The sequence below is a fragment of the Pseudomonas sp. BN102 genome (assembly GCF_029871245.1).
GTDB lineage: Bacteria > Pseudomonadota > Gammaproteobacteria > Pseudomonadales > Pseudomonadaceae > Metapseudomonas.
This window is the reverse complement of sequence record NZ_SSON01000017.1, coordinates 123,256-140,358: the sequence shown is the minus strand read 5'-3', so window position 1 is coordinate 140,358 and position 17,103 is coordinate 123,256. Positions and strand designations below refer to the sequence as shown.

Here is a 17,103-nt window from a genome sequence, read left to right as displayed (position 1 = left end):
CATGGCCTACAGCGTGGCCGTGCGTGCGCTCTGCGAATTCACTGCAAAATGCGGCGACCTCGACCTGCGCTTCACGCCCGCCCCCACCGCCCAGGAAGGCATGGCCGGTCATGCCCTGGTGGCCAGCCGCCGAGGCGAGGGCTACCAGACCGAACTGGCCCTCAGCGGCGAGTTCGGTCCGTTGCGGGTACGCGGTCGCGCCGATGGCTACGACCCGGCGCAAGGCCGCCTGGAGGAAGTGAAGACCTATCGAGGTGACCTTCAGCGCATGCCGGCCAACCATCGGCATTTGCACTGGGCACAGCTCAAGGTGTACGGCTGGCTGCTCTGCCAGCAGCAATCACTGCCGGAGATCGAACTGGCGCTGGTCTATTTCGATATCGGCAGCCAGAAGGAAACCCTTTTCACCGAGCGCCACAGGGCCTGCGACCTGCGTGCCTTCTTCGAGGAACAGTGCCAGCGCTTCATCGCCTGGGCCGAGCAGGAGCTGGCCCATGCCGGCGCACGCAATGCCGCGCTGGAAACCCTGGCATTTCCCCACGCCGGGTTCCGCCACGGCCAGCGCCAGCTCGCCGAAGCCGTGTACAAGGCCGTAAGCACCGGATGCTGCCTGATGGCCCAGGCGCCCACCGGCATCGGCAAGACCCTCGGCACCCTCTTCCCGCTGCTCAAGGCCTTCCAGCGCCAGTCCCTGGACAAGGTGTTCTTCCTCGCCGCCAAGACGCCTGGCCGCCAGCTGGCTCTCGACGCTCTGCACCAGATCCGCGCAGAACCCCTGCGCGTACTGGAGCTGGTGGCCCGCGACAAGGCCTGCGAATACCCGGAAAGCGCCTGCCATGGCGAATCCTGCCCCCTGGCCCAGGGCTTCTACGACCGTCTACCAGCGGCGCGAGAGGCGGCTGCGCAGCGGCGCTGGCTGGATCGCGAGGCCCTGCGCGAGGTCGCCCTCGCCCATCAGGTCTGCCCCTATTACCTGGCCCAGGAAATGGCGCGCTGGAGCGACCTGGTAGTGGGTGACTACAACTACTACTTCGACACAAGCGCCCTGCTCTTTGGCCTGGCCAGCGCCAACCAGTGGCGCGTGTCGGTGCTGGTGGACGAAGCGCACAACCTGGTGGACCGGGCGCGCAAGATGTATTCGGCCGAGCTCGACCAACTGAGCCTCAAGACCCTGCGCAAGACGGCGCCGGCCGTACTGAAAAAGCCCCTGGAGCGGGTCGGCCGCAGCTGGAGCGAACTGAACAAGGAGCAGGCGGAGGACTACTGCGCCTACGCCGAACCACCGCAGAAACTGCTGAATGCCCTGCAAGGCGCGGTCAACGCTGTCACTGACTACCTCACCGACAACCCCACGGCGCGGGACAACGCCCTGCAGGACTTCTATTTCGAAGCCATGCAATTTGGCCGCATGGCCGAGCAGTTCGACAGCCATTCACTGTTCGACCTCAGCAAACGCCCAGGCCGGGGCGGCAGTAGCCTGTCGCGCCTGTGTCTGCGCAACCTGGTGCCGGCGCCCTTCCTCGAGCCGCGCTTCGCCGCCAGCCGCTCCACCGTGCTCTTCTCCGCCACCCTCAACCCACGCCACTACTACAGCGACCTGCTGGGGCTGGCGCGCAATACGCCCTGGCTGGAAGTGGACTCACCCTTCAATGCAGGGCAACTGCAGGTGCGCGTTGCCGCCGAGGTCTCCACCCGCTACCAGCACCGCGCCAGCTCCCTCGCGCCCATAGCCGAGTTGATGGCCCGGCAGTTCAGCGAGCGCCCCGGCAACTACCTGGCCTTCTTCGGCAGCTACGACTACCTGCAGCAGGTCGCCGGTCTGTTCGCCGGCGAGCAGCCGCAAGTGCCCATCTGGCTGCAGGCGCGACAAATGAACGAAGCCGAGCGCCAGGCCTTCATCCAGCGCTTCGAGGCCGGCGGCCAGGGCATAGGCTTCGCCGTGCTTGGCGGGGCCTTCGGCGAGGGCATCGACCTGCCGGGCGAACGCCTGATCGGCGCCTTCATCGCCACCCTCGGCCTACCGCAACTGAACCCGGTGAACGAACAGCTCAGGCAGCGCATGGCCAGCCTGTTCGGCGCCGGGTACGACTACGCCTACCTCTACCCGGGCCTGCAGAAGGTGGTACAGGCCGCCGGGCGGGTGATCCGCACAACTGAAGACCGGGGCGTGGTGTACTTGATCGACGACCGCTTCGCCCGGCCGGAAGTGCAGCGGTTATTGCCCGCCTGGTGGTCCATGGAGAAACCACGAGCCTCTCCGTAGGATGCGCTGCGCGCACCAGGATCCCCGGACCGGCTCAGCGGTGCGCACGACGCCCCCTACCTTCGGCGCAGCGCTCGTTGGGCGATCTTCTCTAGCGCCGGCAGGCGCTCATATCCACGTTGCCCACGAAGGGATTGCCATAGCCCATCACGCAAGCCACGCGCTGGTTGCGGTTGCGCTCCCAGGCCTCCACCGGGTACTGGCGGTTCCAGGCGTTGTAGAGCTTGCGGTCTTGACTGGAGATGCGCAGGTCGTAGCGGTCGCTCATGTAGAAATAGGTGCGCGCGATCATCCCGCGGATCTGCTGGCGCGGCATGGCCTTGCGCGCCTTGAAATCCACCACCATCGGGCAGGCGCCATATTGGCTGGGTTTCTGCGGCAGCCAGGCGAAGCTGTAGTTGCTGCGGTCGCCGTTCACCTCGCCGATGCTGGGCACCAGGTTGTGCAGGTCGGCCTCGGCCCGCTGGTAGGTGGGGTCGTTCTCGGTGCAGTTCTTGCGCCCGCCCTTCTGCCAGCACTGGCGCTGGTGGCCGATCACCCAGGCCGGGACGATGTGCTCCCACTCGATGCGTTTGGCCCGCTGCGGCGCTTTGCGCGGCACGTAGCCGCAACTCTTCAGGTCCACCCGATTGCCCTCGTAGCGGCAACCGCAATAGAACTCCACCGGGTGGGTGGCATAGAGCTTCCAGGCAACCTTCTTGGCTTCGTTGAAGGTTCGGGGGGCGGCGGCTTCGGTGGCGGCGGAGAACAACAGACAAAACAGCAAGATAGAGCGGATCATCAGGCTTCTTATTCCCGGTACTGCGTCAGGGGAAATGACTGACAACAGATTTCTCCTTTGGTTTGGTTGCCATCGGACCACGGCAACTGATATCTGTATAAATATACAGTAATCCAGGAAAAGTCCTATGCCTGTATCAGCCCCGATCCGCTTGCAGATGCCTGAGCAACCTGTTCCATCGACAATCCCCGTGCCCTACCAACTGCCCTTGCCCTTTCCGCCCCGTGGCCAGGTACAGCCCCTGTTCGCCAGCCGGCGGCTGCACTGAGCCGCCTGAGGACACCCAAGATGCTGGATGTACGCCAGTTGAAATACACCGTGAGCCGGATGGCCCCGGAAGAGATCCGCGATGCGGTGGAAGAGTTGCACCTGGAAGGCCTGGTGACCGATGGCAAGACGCCCTTTGGGCGCCTGCATTTCAACACCTGCCTGGCAGAAATAGAGGCGCTGTTCCAGCGCGCCGGCTATCACCGGCAGCTCGATGTGGTGGGCTACCAGGGCCAGGCCTATGCCCTGTTCGACCCAGCCCGCTGGGAGCCGGTACAGGTACTCAGGTGGCTGAAGGACTACGTAGATTCGCGAGAGGCCGAAAGCGCTTGAGTCTGGATGCCTGAATGACTGAATGGCTGAATGGCTGAATGGCTGAATGGCTGAATGGCTGCCTGCAGGGTGCGCCATGCGCACCGCTTCCTGTGCTCGGGTCGGCCATCATCCCGGCTGAACACAAGGCGCACCCTACTTCTGTGCAGCGCTAGCGTTTTTGCGCGTAGGCCATGAACAGCCCGCTGCCGACGATGATAGCGATGCCCAACAGGCCCACCTGGTCCGGCGCATGTTCGAACAGCAGCAGCCCCAGCAGGCCGGCGAAGACGATCTGCCCATAGCCGAAAGGCGCCAGCAACGGCGGCGAGGCATGGCGGAAAGCCTGGGTCAGCAGCATATGCCCGCCCATGCCGCAGGTACCCAGGGCCAGCATCAGCAGGCTGTGGCCGAGACTGTCCGGCAGGTGCCAGAAGAAGGGCACGAGGGCACTCATGACCAGGGTGTTGGTCAGGCCGGTGATGAAGTTGCTGGTGGCCGAGCTGTCGGTTCGGGAAACGATGCGCGTCAGCAACTGGTAGAAGGCGAAACACACGGCGGCCGCGAGGGGGAAGAGGATCGCCGGGGTGAACAGTGCGCTGCCCGGCCGCACGATCAATAACACCCCGCCGAAGCCCACCAGTACCGCCACCCACTGGATGCGGGACACCCGTTCGCGAAGCAGCGGCACCGAGAGCGCGGTGACCAGCAGCGGCGCCAGGAAGATCACCGAAGTCGCCTCGGCCAGCGGGATATGCCGCAGGCCGGTGGTGAACAGCAGACTCACCCCCACCAGGCACAGCGCCCGCGCTACCTGCAGCAGGGGGCGCTTGGTGCGCAGCACGCGCATGCCCTCCCGCGGCAGCAGGAATCCCGCCATCAGCAGGGTGTGTACCAGGTAGCGAACCCAGACCACCATGACGATGGGATAGAAGGCCGACAGGTATTTGGAAATCGCGTCGTGGCTGGAAAACAGGAAGGTAGCCAGGCAGACCAGGACAATGCCTTTCAGCGGCTGGTCGATGCGTTGCGACAGGGGGCTTTGCGCGCTCATCAAAGGTCCGGGGCGTCTGCGGCGAGGGACTTGGTAGCAGACTAACGATTAGGTGCCTCAAGATATCGGCTAAGACTGGGCGACTCAAGGGCCGGACGGCGGAGCGAATTTCTGTGTGCGAATTCATTCGCGATCGGGGCCGCCGGTCCGACCCGGCAACACAAGGGGGGGCAGTTGTGCTGCCCTTCGCGAATAAATTCGCTCCTACAAACCCACCTTCCTCCAGAGGAGTGAGCGATGCCCATTCTGGTCGGCCCAGGCCAGCCTTCGGCCCGACACCGGGAAAAAAGCCCCGGTAGTTGCCGGGGCGAACCCGCCCTTCCCCGGCGCCGCAGCCGATGATCCGGCTCGCGCTTTGGGGGATGTGGAATTACAATCGCCATATCAATCTTCCGAACGAGGCGACCGCCATGCGCTATCCCGAAGACCACAAAGCCGAAACCCATAAGCGCATCGTCGCCGAGGCGTCCCGCCGGTTCCGCGGCGAGGGCATAGACGCCACGGGCCTGCAGCCCCTGATGAAGGCCCTGGGCCTGACCCACGGCGGCTTCTACGCGCACTTCAAATCCAAGGACGCCCTGGTGGAGGAAGCCCTGCAGGCAGCGGCCAACGATGCCAATGTCCAGTGGGCCAAGGCCTTTTCCAAGGAGCAACCGCTGAAGAGCTTCTTCGAGCGCTACCTCTCGCCCCAGCACCGCGCCCACCCCGAGCAGGGTTGCCCGCTGCCCACCATGTCCGCCGAACTGGGCCAGCGCGGCAATGCCAGCCCCATCACCGACGGCGTACTGACCGGTCTGTTGGAACTGCTGGAAAAGGAAACCGGCAGCGCCGAGCAGAGCCTGGCCATGCTCTCCACCCTGGTGGGCGCCCTGACCCTTTCCCGCAGCGTCGCCAGCGAAGAGCTGTCCGACCGCATCCTCGACAGCGCCCGCCAGACCCTGCTCGCCCAGGTCGAAGCCGCGCAAGCCACCAGGGCCTGAGCCCACCAGGCACCTTCCGTCGCCTGCCCTCGTCCGCCCTCGGCATCCGCCGGGGGCCGCCTATGCTTTCCAGGTAGGGCCGAAGCCGGCTGCACCTGGGTTGCACCCCTCCTTGCCGAGCCGGCAACTCATTGCGAATCCCTCGGAACCCGGGGAGTCCGCACCAGCAAGGTGCAACCCTTTAGGGTCCTTGCATCTACCTTTCATCCGGACAACGCCTGCAGATGTACAACCTTTGGTTGCACTCGGTTGCACCCCTTGTAGGACATCGCTACTCTTTGCGCCGCTAACGCCGTCAACCACGGCTGAAAAGAGGACAAGAAATGGCTACGAGCACCACCCTTGGCGTGAAACTGGACGAGGCAACCCGCGATCGTCTCAAGGAAGCTGCACGCAAGATCGAGCGCACCCCGCACTGGCTGATCAAGCAAGCGATCTTCAGCTACCTCGAGGGCCTGGAAAGCGGCATGACCCTGCCGGAACTCCAGGGCATCGCCCACCGCCTGGCCGAGGGTGACCACGACGCGCTCGAAGCCCTGCCCGAGCCCGCCCACCAGCCGTTCCTCGATTTCGCCGAAAGCATCCTGCCGCAGTCCGTGCTGCGTGCCGCCATCACCGCCGCCTACCGCCGCCCCGAGCAGGAAGCCGTACCCATGCTGCTGGAGCAGGCGCGCCTGCCCGCCGAGATGGCCGAGGCCAGCTACAAGCTCGCCTACGGCATCGCCGAGAAGCTGCGCAACCAGAAGAGCGCCAGTGGCCGCGCCGGCATCGTCCAGGGCTTGCTGCAGGAGTTTTCCCTGTCCTCCCAGGAAGGCGTGGCCCTGATGTGCCTGGCCGAAGCCCTGCTGCGCATCCCGGACAAAGGCACCCGCGACGCCCTGATCCGCGACAAGATCAGCACCGGCAACTGGCAGCAGCACCTCGGCCAGAGCCCCTCGATGTTCGTCAACGCTGCCTCCTGGGGCCTGCTGATCACCGGCAAGCTGGTGTCCACCCATAACGAGGCCGGCCTCTCCAGCTCGCTCAACCGCATCATCGGCAAGAGCGGCGAACCGGTGATCCGCAAGGGCGTGGACATGGCCATGCGCCTGATGGGCGAGCAGTTCGTCACCGGCGAGACCATCGCCGAAGCCCTGGCCAACGCCACCAGCTTCGAAGCCAAGGGCTTCCGCTACTCCTACGACATGCTCGGCGAAGCCGCACTGACCGAGGAAGACGCCCAGCGCTACTACGCCTCCTATGAGCAGGCCATCCACTCCATCGGCAAGGCCTCCCACGGCCGCGGCATCTATGAAGGCCCCGGCATCTCCATCAAGCTCTCCGCCCTGCATCCGCGCTACAGCCGCGCCCAGTACGAGCGCATGATGGGCGAGCTGTACCCGCGCCTGCTGTCCCTGACCCTGCTGGCCAAGCAGTACGACATCGGCCTGAACATCGATGCCGAAGAAGCGGACCGCCTGGAAATCTCCCTCGACATGCTCGAGCGCCTCTGCTTCGAACCCAGCCTGAAGGGCTGGAACGGCGTCGGCTTCGTCATCCAGGCGTACCAGAAGCGCTGCCCGTACGTGATCGACTACGTCATCGACCTCGCCCGCCGCAGCCAGCACCGCCTGATGATCCGCCTGGTGAAGGGCGCCTACTGGGACAGCGAGATCAAGCGCGCCCAGGTCGACGGCCTGGAAGGCTTCCCAGTCTACAGCCGCAAGGTCTACACCGACATTTCCTACATCGCCTGCGCGCGCAAGCTGCTGGGCGTGCCGGACGCCATCTACCCGCAGTTCGCCACCCACAACGCCCACACCCTGTCGGCCATCTACCAGATCGCCGGGCAGAACTACTACCCGGGCCAGTACGAGTTCCAGTGCCTGCACGGCATGGGCGAGCCCCTGTACGAGCAAGTGGTGGGCAAAGTGGCCGACGGCAAGCTGAACCGCCCGTGCCGTATCTACGCACCGGTCGGCACCCATGAAACCCTGCTGGCCTACCTGGTCCGCCGCCTGCTGGAAAACGGCGCCAACACCTCCTTCGTCAACCGCATCGCCGACCACAGCATCTCCATCAAGGAACTGGTGGAAGACCCGGTCGCCAGCGCCGAAGCCATGGCCACGGTCGAAGGCGCCCTGGGCCTGCCGCACCCGCGCATCCCGCAGCCCAAGGCCCTGTACGGCGACGCCCGGATCAACTCCAGCGGCATCGACATGGCCAACGAACACCGCCTGGCGTCCCTCTCCAGCGCCCTGCTGGGCAGCGGCCATGCCAACTGGCGCGCCCAACCCATGCTCGGCTGCCCGACCAGCGAAGGCCCGGCCGAGCCGGTGCTGAACCCGGCGGATCACCGCGATGTGGTCGGCCATGTGCAGAACGCCACCACCGCCGACGTCGGCAATGCCGTGCTGGCCTCCATCACCGCCGCACCGATCTGGCAATCCACCCCGCCGGTGGAGCGCGCCGCCGCCCTGGACCGCGCCGCCGACCTGATGGAAAACGAGATCCAGCCGCTGATGGGCGTCCTCGTCCGCGAGGCCGGCAAGACCTTCGCCAACGCCATCGCCGAAGTGCGCGAGGCCGTGGACTTCCTGCGCTACTACGCTGCCCAGGCCCGCCATGACTTCGCCAACGACAGCCACCGCCCGCTGGGCCCGGTGGTCTGCATCAGCCCCTGGAACTTCCCCCTGGCAATCTTCACCGGCCAGGTAGCCGCGGCCCTCGCCGCCGGCAATACCGTGCTGGCCAAGCCTGCCGAGCAGACCCCGCTGATCGCCGCCCAGGCCGTGCGCATCCTACTCCAGGCCGGCGTACCGGAAGGTGTCGTGCAGCTGCTGCCGGGTCTCGGCCACACCGTGGGCGCCGCCCTGGTGGGTGATGAGCGCGTCAAGGGCGTCATGTTCACCGGCTCCACCGAAGTCGCCGGCATCCTCGCCCGCAACGTCGCCGGCCGCCTGGACGCCCAGGGTCGCCCGATCCCGCTGATCGCCGAAACCGGTGGCCAGAACGCCATGATCGTCGACTCCTCTGCCCTCGCCGAACAGGTGGTGACCGATGTGATCGCCTCCGCCTTCGACAGCGCCGGCCAGCGCTGCTCCGCCCTGCGCGTGCTCTGCGTGCAGGAAGACGTGGCCGACCGCGTGGTGGAAATGCTCAAGGGCGCCATGGGCGAGTGCCGCATCGGCAACCCCGAGCAACTGAACGTGGACATCGGCCCGGTGATCGACGCCGAAGCCAAGACCAATATCGACAAGCACATCCAGGCCATGCGCAGCAAAGGCCGCAGCGTGTTCCAGATCGCCCGCACCGAGGGTGACGTGATGCAGCGCGGCACCTTCGTGATGCCGACCCTGATCGAACTGGAAAACCTCGACGACCTCGAGCGCGAGATCTTCGGCCCGGTGCTGCACTTGCTGCGCTACAAGCGCGAGGACATGGACGCCCTGCTCGACCAGATCAACGGCACCGGCTACGGCCTGACCCTGGGCGTGCACACCCGCATCGACGAGACCATCGCCAAGGTGGTGGACAAGGCCCATGCCGGCAACCTCTACGTCAACCGCAACATGGTCGGCGCCGTGGTCGGCGTGCAGCCCTTCGGTGGCGAAGGCCTGTCCGGCACCGGTCCGAAGGCCGGCGGCCCGCTCTACATGTACCGCTTGCTGGCCACCCGCCCGGCCGACGGCGTGAGCCGCACCTTCCAGCGCCTGGACGGCCAGAACGTCGCCGATGCGCAGCAGCGCGACGCGCTGCATGACCGCCTGGGCAAACCGCTGGAAGCGCTGAAAGCCTGGGCCGCGAAGAACGGCAAGGAAAACCTGGCCAGCCTCTGCGACAGCTTCGCCGGGCAGTCCCAGAGTGGCCTCAGTCGCGTCCTCCCCGGCCCGACCGGCGAGCGCAACACCTATGTGCTGCTGCCCCGCGACACCGTGTTGTGCCTGGCCGACGACGAGGCCGACCTGCTTGCCCAGCTGGCTGCCGCACTGGCCGTTGGCAGCAACGCGCTCTGGGCCACCAACGAGCTGACCGGCAAGCTGCGCGGCAGCCTGCCGAAGGTCGTGCAGGCGCGCATCCAGTTGGTCGCCGATTGGAGCCAGTCCGAAGTCGACTTCGACGCCGTCCTGCACCACGGCGACTCCGACCAGCTGCGCTCGGTCTGCCAGCAGGTCGCGAGCCGCAAGGGTCCGATCATCGGCGTCCAGGGCCTGTCCCAGGGCGAGACCGCGATCCCGCTGGAGCGCCTGCTGATCGAGCGCGCCATCAGCGTGAACACCGCCGCCGCCGGCGGCAACGCCAGCCTGATGACCATCGGCTGACCGACCGCCGCGCTTGCGGGCGCGGCACCGCTGCAAACCGGCGCCCGGTCCACAAGGCCGAGCGTCGGATAGCGTCACCCGGAAGCCACGGCTTCCAATCGGGCCTCCCTATCCGGGAGCACCCGTTTCCCTCTGGACGGCTCGACCGTCACCCCGCCGAACGGCAAAGGGGGCACGCCACAAGCGTGCCCCCTTCTTTTTGAGTGCGACTGCAGGCCGGCGACCAGCCCAGCCAGCTCAGGGCTGTGCGCCGGCCTCGGCGTGCTGCACACCGGCGCGCTTGAGCAGTTGCCGGCAGCGCTCGGACAGGTGCATCACGCGCAGCTGCTTGCCGGCCTTGAGGTAGCGCTCGCGCAGAGTCATCAGCACAGCGATGGCCGAGTAGTCGACGAAGATCAGATGACGGCAGTCGAGCGTCACCCTGGGCGGATCGTTGGCCGGATCGAACTGGTTGAGGAATGGCGTGGTGGAGGCGAAGAACAGCGTGCCATGCAGGACGTAGAGCTTGCTGCCATCAGCTTCCAGGTGGGTGTCGGCGTAAAGCTCGCGGGCCTGGTTCCAGGCAAAATTGAGCGCGGCGATGACGATCCCGCACAACACGGCGGTGGCCAGATCGGTGAACACCGTGATGACGGTCACCGCAAGGATCACCAGTACGTCGTTCAACGGCACCTTGTTGAGCACCCGCAGCGACGCCCAGGCGAAGGTCTGCTGCGCCACCACGAACATCACCCCGACCAGCGCCGCGAGGGGGATGCGCTCGATCAGGGGGGAAAGGAACAGCACGAACAGCAGGATCATCACCCCGGCGACCACGCCGGAGAGGCGGCCGCGACCACCGGAACCGAGGTTGATCATGGTCTGCCCGATCATCGCGCAGCCGCCCATGCCGCCGAACAGGCCGGAAACCATGTTGGCCGCGCCCAGGGTGACGCACTCGCGGTCCGGGAATCCGCGACTTTCGGTGATCTCATCGGTGAGGTTCAGCGTCAGTAGGGTTTCCAGTAGGCCGACCAGGGCCATCAGCACGGCGTAAGGCGCGATGATGCGCAGGGTCTCCAGGTTCCAGGGCACCTCCGGCAGTGCCAAGCCGGGCAGGCCACCGGCGATATGCGCCATGTCGCCCAGGGTGCGGGTCGGAACGCCGAGCAGGTAGACCAGCACGCCGACGCCCAGTATCGCCACCAGCGCCGGCGGCACGGCACGGGTCAGGCGTGGCATCAGGTAGACGATGCCCATGGTCAGCGCCACCAGGCCCAGCATCAGGTAAAGCGACGTGCCGCTCAGCCAGGTCTCGCCGGCCTTGAAGTGCTCCAGCTGGGCCAGGGCGATGACGATGGCCAGGCCGTTGACGAAGCCGAGCATCACCGGGTACGGCACCATGCGCACCAGCTTGCCCAGGCGCAACAGGCCGAACGCGAGCATGATCCCCCCGCCCAGCAGCACGGTGGCGAGCAGGTACTGCACACCCTGCTGCACCACCAAGGCGACTATCACCACGGCCATCGATCCTGCGGCGCCCGATACCATACCGGGCCGGCCGCCGAACAGCGCCGTCAGGGTGCAGATGATGAAGGCGCCATACAGCCCCATCAGCGGGTTGAGGTGGGCGACCAGGGCGAAGGCGATGCACTCTGGTGCCAGGGCGAACGAGGTGGTGAGTCCGGCCAGGACATCGGCACGCAGACGGGCTGGTTTCATGGTTTACCTGATACGCGGGGCAGAGGGGATAACCGGCGGGGGGGCGAATGTTACGGAATCGGCAGCGGCCAGGCCAGCCACCGCCAGTGCCTACACCCCATCGTTCTCCAGTGCACAGGGAGGCCTGGGGTCGCTTCCCCCTCGAGCGAATTTGGTTCTGTCCGGGCCGGCATTCGTGTAGGAGCCAGCTTGCTGGCGAAAGGGCTCATTTCGCGAGCAAGCTCGCTCCTACAGGGCTCCATCGTCGATTAGAGCCAATCCATTCGCGCGAGGCTTACCTGCCCCCCAGGATCAGGCAGGTGGTGGACCCAGTCGCATAGAGCTTGCCGTCCACATCGTAGATGCGCCCTTCGGCCAGGGCGGTGGAGCGGCCGACGTGGATGATTCGCCCTTCGGCGCGCACCGGGCCGGTGCTGGTGGTCAGGGCGCGGATATAGCTGATGCGCAGGTCGGTGGTGGTGTAGCCCTGTCCCTGCTGCAAGTGGGTATGGACGGCGCAACCCATGGCCGAGTCCAGCAGGGTCGCGGCATAGCCGCCATGCACCGAGCCGATCGGGTTGTAGTGCTGCATCTGCGGCACGCCCTGGAAGATAAAGCGCTCCTTCGACCATTCGATGGGCACGAAGCCCATCAGCTCCCCGATGGGCGGCGCGGGCACCTCGCCACGGCCGATGCCGTCGAAGAATTCCATGGGGCTGAGCGTCGCCACCTCCGCGATGCTCATGGTGCCGGGTTTCAGGCGGGCGCGGATCTCGGCCTCGGCCGCCAGCCAGACTTGAAGCTTTTCTTCGCGGGACAGATCGCTCATCGGGGTTTCTCCAGGATTACTCGGTCGATTTGAATGTCGACCATAATATATATGCATCAAACAAAACCGGAACTCCCTTTCGGGAGCCCCGGCCCTGCTCAGAGATCCATCTGCTTGGCGATGATCTCGTTCATGATTTCCCGCGTGCCGCCGCCAATGGAAAGGATGCGGTTATCGCGATAGAGGCGTTCTACCAGGCTCTCGCGCATGTAGCCCATGCCGCCGAGGATCTGCACCGCGTCGTAGGTCAGGCGGTCGGCGATATCGGTGGCGAAATTCTTCGCCATGGAGATTTCCTTGATCACGCTCTTGCCTGCCGCCATCTTCGCCGCCTGACGGTAGGTGAACTCGCGGGACACCTCCAACTGGGTGGCCATTTCCGCCAGCCGGTGCCTGAGCACCTGGAAGCGGCCGATGGGCTTGCCGAAAGCCTCGCGCTCACGGGCCCACTTGAGCGATTCCTCCAGCGCAAGCTGGGCGGTCATGTTGGCCATGATGGCCAGGGCCAGGCGCTCGCTCTGGAAGTTGGCCATGATGCAGGCGAACCCCATGTTCTCCATGCCGATCAGGTTCTCCGCCGGCACCTTGCAGTCGTCGAAGAACAGTTCGGCGGTGTCCGAGGCCCACCAGCCCATCTTCTTCAGCTTGCGGCCGACGGTGAAACCCGGGGTACCCTTCTCCACCAGCAGCAGGCTGACGCCGCCGAAGCCCTCGCCGCCGGTGCGCACCGCCACGCTGTAGTAGTCGGCGCGCACACCACTGGTGATGAAGGTCTTGCTGCCGGTGACGCGGTAGAAGTCGCCCTCGCGCACAGCGCGGGTCTTGAGGCTGGCCACGTCAGAGCCGCCAGAAGGCTCGGTGACCGCCAGCGCCATGATCTTCTCGCCCGCCAGCACCTGGGGCACGATGCGCTCGCGCAATGCCGGGCGCGCCCACTTGATCACCGGCGGCAAGCCGATATCCAGTGAGCCGAGCCCGGCCACCAGGCCGCCGGAACCGCTGCGCATCAGCTCTTCGCTGGCAGCGACCTTGGCGAAAAGGTCGCCTTCGTGGCTGCCGCCCAGGGCCTCCGGGTAGCCGATACCGAGGATGCCGGCAGCGCCGGCCTTGAGGTACAGCTCGCGGGGAAACTCCTCGGCCTCTTCCCATTCGGCGATATGGGGCAGGATTTCCCGCTCGACGAAGCGGCGCACCGAATCCCGGACCAGTTGGTGGGACTCGTCGAAATATTCCTGGCAGGTGGACATGGCAAGGCTCCCTGGTGAGATCGAACGAACTTACCGAGCGCTTGCTTGGTTTACAAGGCGAGAGTTACGCCATCGATCAGGACGGATCGGCCTCGAGGGTTCGCGACAGGAGCGCTGTGCGCAGCGGATTCGCCGGATACGCGAGCGGTCAGAGCCCGATTGGCCGACGGCCGGCCAGGGCATGGGCCAGGGTGCCGCCGTCGACCAGCTCGAGTTCGCCGCCGAGCGGCACGCCGTGGGCGATACGGGAGACGATGATGGCCTTGGGCGCCAGCAGCTGGGCGATGTAGTGGGCGGTGGCTTCACCTTCCACCGTGGGGTTGGTTGCCAGGATCACCTCGGCGAAGCTCCCGGCCTCGATACGCGCCATCAGCTCGGGGATGCCGATGGCCTCCGGGCCGAGACCGTCCAGCGGCGACAAGTGTCCCTTGAGTACGAAGAAGCGGCCGCGATAGCCAGTCTGCTCCACGGCGAACACGTCCAGCGGCCCTTCGACCACGCAGAGCAGCGAATCGTCGCGGCGCGGGTCAGCGCATTGCGGGCAGAGCTCTTCCTCGCTCAGGGTCCGGCAGCGCTTGCAGTGCCCTACCCCTTCCATGGCCGCGGTCAACGCCTGAGCCAGGCGCACGCCGCCGCTGCGGTCACGCTCCAGCATCTGCAACGCCATGCGCTGCGCCGTCTTCTGCCCCACTCCGGGCAGGATGCGCAAGGCGTCGATCAGTTGGCGGATCAGCGGGCTGAAGCTCATGGAAATCTCGCAATGAAAAAAGCGGCCAATGGCCGCGATCTTCCCTCGCCCATCAAAGGGTGAGGGGCCAGGGAAAAGGGCAGAATGCGCCCTCTCCCCACCCCTCTCCCGCAAGCGGGAGAGGGGGCTGGATCAGAAGGGCATCTTGAAGCCAGGAGGCAGCTGCATGCCAGCGGTCATGCCGGCCATCTTCTCCTGGTTGTTCTGCTCGATCTTGCGCACGGCGTCATTCACCGCAGCGGCGATCAGGTCCTCGAGGATTTCCTTGTCTTCCTGCATCAGGCTGTCGTCCAGGGAGACGCGCTTGACGTCATGACGACCGGTCATCACCACGCTCACCAGGCCGGCGCCGGACTGGCCGGTGACTTCGGCATTGGCCAGCTCTTCCTGCATCTTCTGCATTTTTTCCTGCATCTGTTGGGCCTGTTTCATCAGGCCTGCCATGCCACCTTTCATCATGGTGATTGTCCTCAGCGGTCAAGGGGTTCAATGGAGTCGGCGCGCACCTGGGCACCGAACTGTTCGATCATTTTCAGCACCAGCGGATCGCTGGCAATGGCCTCTTCGGCCTGCCGCTGACGAGCGGCGCGCTTGCGTGCGGCGGCCTGCGCCGGGGTTTCCTGCTCGGGCCGGCGCACCTCGACTTCCAGGGTCAGGTTACGCCCATGGTACTGATTCAGTGCATCGTTCAGGCGACGCTGCTGGGTGGCATTGAACAGCGCACTCTGCGCCGGGTCCAGGTGCAGGCGCCAGACGTCGCCCTCCACCGCCACCAGGGTGCAGTTTGCGCCGATGTTGCCGGTCATGCCCGACAGCCCCAGACGGGGGAAGAGGTCCAGCCACTCGGCGGCCAGGCCGGTAGCCGGCTGCGCAGCGGGCAGGACTTCAGGCTCGGCGGTTTTCTCCTCCGCCGGCCCCAGGTCGTCCAGGTAGGCGATGCTGCCGGCATCAGCCTCGAAATAGTCGTCATAGTCGCCGGGCGGCGGCTCGTCGTCGGCATCGTCCTGGGCCACGGCTGCAGCCGGTTGGGGCTGGGGCTCGGGCTGGGCAACGGGCGCGGGCTCGACGACCGGAACCGCCGCGGGTTCAGGCTCGGCCACCGGCGCCGCCACTACCGCAGCAGAAGGCTCTTCCCAGGGCAGGTCGATCACTTCGGCCGCTGCCGCGACCACGGAGGCGGCCTGCTCCACCACGGGTTCGGGCACAGGGTCGGCAATGGGCTCGACCGTCGGCATCGGCACCGCATCGGGCACGGGAGCCGGAGCCGGAGCCGGAGCCGGAGCCGGAGCCGGAGCCGGAGCCGCGAGAGGCTGGCTCACCACGGGGGCCGGGGCAACAGCCGGTACGGGCGCCTGTACGGGAGCGGCTGCCGGAGCGGCAACGGCAACCGGAGCCGACGAGGCGGCTCCGGCCACTGGGTTGGTCTGGGGATCAGCTGTGGCCTGGCTGATCCCCGGGTCCTTTAGCACCACCCTCGGCACGCCTTCGGCATCCGCCGGGCGGAATGCCAGCATGCGCAGCAGGACCATCTCGAAGCCACTGCGCGGGTCCGGCGCCAGGGGCAGGTCGCGGCGGCCGATCAGGCCCATCTGGTAGTAGAACTGCACGTCTTCGCCAGGCAGCGCCTGGGCCAGCGCCAGGACGCGATCACGGTCGCCCTGGCCGTTGTCGACGGCATCTGGCAGCACCTGCGCGATGGCCACGCGGTGCAGCACGTTGAGTATTTCGGACAGCACGCCATTCCAGTCCGGGCCCTGTTCGGCCAGGTGGCGCACGGCTTCCAGCAGCGCACGGGCGTCGCCCTGCAGCAGCGCATGGAGCACACCGTAGACCTGGCCATGGTCGAGGGTGCCGAGCATGGCGCGCACATCGGCGGCCAGAACCTTGCCCTCACCGAAGGCGATGGCCTGGTCGGTGAGGCTCAAGGCGTCGCGCATGGAGCCGTCGGCGGCGCGACCGAGCAGCCAGAGCGCGTCGGCTTCGAAGGGCACGTTCTCGGCGCCGAGCACATGGGTCAGGTGCTCCACCACGCGCTCCGGCGGCATGTTCTTCAGGGAGAACTGCAGGCAACGCGAGAGGATGGTGACGGGCAGTTTCTGCGGGTCGGTGGTCGCCAGCAGGAACTTGACGTGGGGCGGCGGCTCTTCGAGGGTCTTGAGCAGGGCGTTGAACGAGTGCGCGGAGAGCATGTGCACTTCGTCAATTAGGTAGACCTTGTAGCGGCCGCGGCTGGGGGCGTACTGCACGTTGTCGAGCAGCTCGCGGGTATCTTCCACCTTGGTGCGGCTGGCAGCGTCCACTTCGATCAGGTCGACGAAACGGCCTTCATCGATCTCCCGGCACACCGAGCACTGGCCGCAAGGCGTGGAGCTGATACCCATCTCGCAGTTCAGGCACTTGGCGAGGATGCGCGCGATGGTGGTCTTGCCCACGCCCCGGGTGCCGGTAAAGAGATAGGCGTGGTGCAGGCGCTGGTTGTCCAGTGCATTGATCAAGGCTTTCAGCACATGAGTCTGGCCGACCATTTCGCGGAACGAGCGCGGACGCCATTTACGTGCAAGAACCTGATAACTCATTGAAAACCATCGCGTCGGGAAAGCAGAGGGAGCTAATGCTAGCGGAGCGATGCGCAAATTGCATC

General features: G+C 66.1%; 12 protein-coding genes. 4 read left to right on the top strand and 8 right to left on the bottom strand.

Annotation, left to right across the window (positions count from 1 at the left end):
• Window position 1: 1 nt before the first annotated feature.
• Window positions 2–2,263 carry an ATP-dependent DNA helicase gene (locus tag E8F12_RS01850; RefSeq protein WP_280323623.1) on the top strand — a complete coding sequence of 754 codons (2,262 nt, stop codon included), beginning with the start codon at window positions 2–4 and terminating at the stop codon, window positions 2,261–2,263.
• Between the two features lie 91 nt (window positions 2,264–2,354).
• On the opposite strand, the gene E8F12_RS01845 is transcribed toward E8F12_RS01850, so the two are convergent.
• Window positions 2,355–3,047 (bottom strand): endonuclease I family protein, encoded by a 693-nt coding sequence (locus E8F12_RS01845; RefSeq protein WP_280323622.1) that lies wholly within the window; start codon window positions 3,045–3,047, stop codon window positions 2,355–2,357.
• A 285-nt stretch (window positions 3,048–3,332) separates the two neighbouring features.
• Between E8F12_RS01845 and E8F12_RS01840 the strand changes: the two genes are divergently transcribed.
• Complete coding sequence (locus E8F12_RS01840) at window positions 3,333–3,644, top strand: transcriptional regulator (RefSeq protein ID WP_280323588.1); 312 nt, start codon at window positions 3,333–3,335, stop codon at window positions 3,642–3,644.
• A gap of 151 nt (window positions 3,645–3,795) precedes the next feature.
• Here E8F12_RS01840 and E8F12_RS01835 read toward each other — a convergent pair whose 3' ends face one another.
• Window positions 3,796–4,677 (bottom strand): DMT family transporter, encoded by an 882-nt coding sequence (locus E8F12_RS01835; RefSeq protein WP_280323586.1) that lies wholly within the window; start codon window positions 4,675–4,677, stop codon window positions 3,796–3,798.
• A 410-nt stretch (window positions 4,678–5,087) separates the two neighbouring features.
• Between E8F12_RS01835 and E8F12_RS01830 the strand changes: the two genes are divergently transcribed.
• Both E8F12_RS01830 and putA read left to right on the top strand, forming a co-directional pair.
• A complete protein-coding gene (locus E8F12_RS01830) occupies window positions 5,088–5,657 on the top strand; it encodes a TetR/AcrR family transcriptional regulator (RefSeq protein WP_280323585.1) in 570 nt (189 codons plus the stop codon).
• 323 nt (window positions 5,658–5,980) lie between these two features.
• The gene (gene putA / locus E8F12_RS01825; RefSeq protein WP_280323584.1) at window positions 5,981–9,958 is read left to right on the top strand and encodes a trifunctional transcriptional regulator/proline dehydrogenase/L-glutamate gamma-semialdehyde dehydrogenase; all 3,978 of its coding nucleotides are present in this window, start codon (window positions 5,981–5,983) and stop codon (window positions 9,956–9,958) included.
• Window positions 9,959–10,195: 237 nt separating this feature from the next.
• Here putA and E8F12_RS01820 read toward each other — a convergent pair whose 3' ends face one another.
• The 6 genes from E8F12_RS01820 to dnaX all read right to left on the bottom strand — a co-directional run bounded on the left by E8F12_RS01820 (window position 10,196) and on the right by dnaX (window position 17,038).
• On the bottom strand, window positions 10,196–11,659 hold the full coding sequence (locus E8F12_RS01820) for a SulP family inorganic anion transporter (RefSeq protein ID WP_280323583.1): 1,464 nt from the start codon (window positions 11,657–11,659) through the stop codon (window positions 10,196–10,198).
• 274 nt (window positions 11,660–11,933) lie between these two features.
• The gene (locus tag E8F12_RS01815; RefSeq protein ID WP_280323582.1) at window positions 11,934–12,467 is read right to left on the bottom strand and encodes a PaaI family thioesterase; all 534 of its coding nucleotides are present in this window, start codon (window positions 12,465–12,467) and stop codon (window positions 11,934–11,936) included.
• Window positions 12,468–12,565: 98 nt separating this feature from the next.
• On the bottom strand, window positions 12,566–13,714 hold the full coding sequence (locus E8F12_RS01810; RefSeq protein ID WP_280323581.1) for an acyl-CoA dehydrogenase family protein: 1,149 nt from the start codon (window positions 13,712–13,714) through the stop codon (window positions 12,566–12,568).
• 148 nt (window positions 13,715–13,862) lie between these two features.
• Entirely contained in the window at window positions 13,863–14,462 is a 600-nt protein-coding gene (recR, locus tag E8F12_RS01805; RefSeq protein ID WP_280323580.1) for a recombination mediator RecR, read from the bottom strand.
• 132 nt (window positions 14,463–14,594) lie between these two features.
• Window positions 14,595–14,921, bottom strand: a complete 327-nt coding sequence (locus E8F12_RS01800; protein WP_009619439.1) for a YbaB/EbfC family nucleoid-associated protein — start codon at window positions 14,919–14,921, stop codon at window positions 14,595–14,597.
• Between the two features lie 11 nt (window positions 14,922–14,932).
• Window positions 14,933–17,038, bottom strand: coding sequence for a DNA polymerase III subunit gamma/tau (dnaX, locus tag E8F12_RS01795; protein ID WP_280323579.1), 2,106 nt, complete (start codon window positions 17,036–17,038; stop codon window positions 14,933–14,935).
• Window positions 17,039–17,103 lie beyond the last annotated feature (65 nt).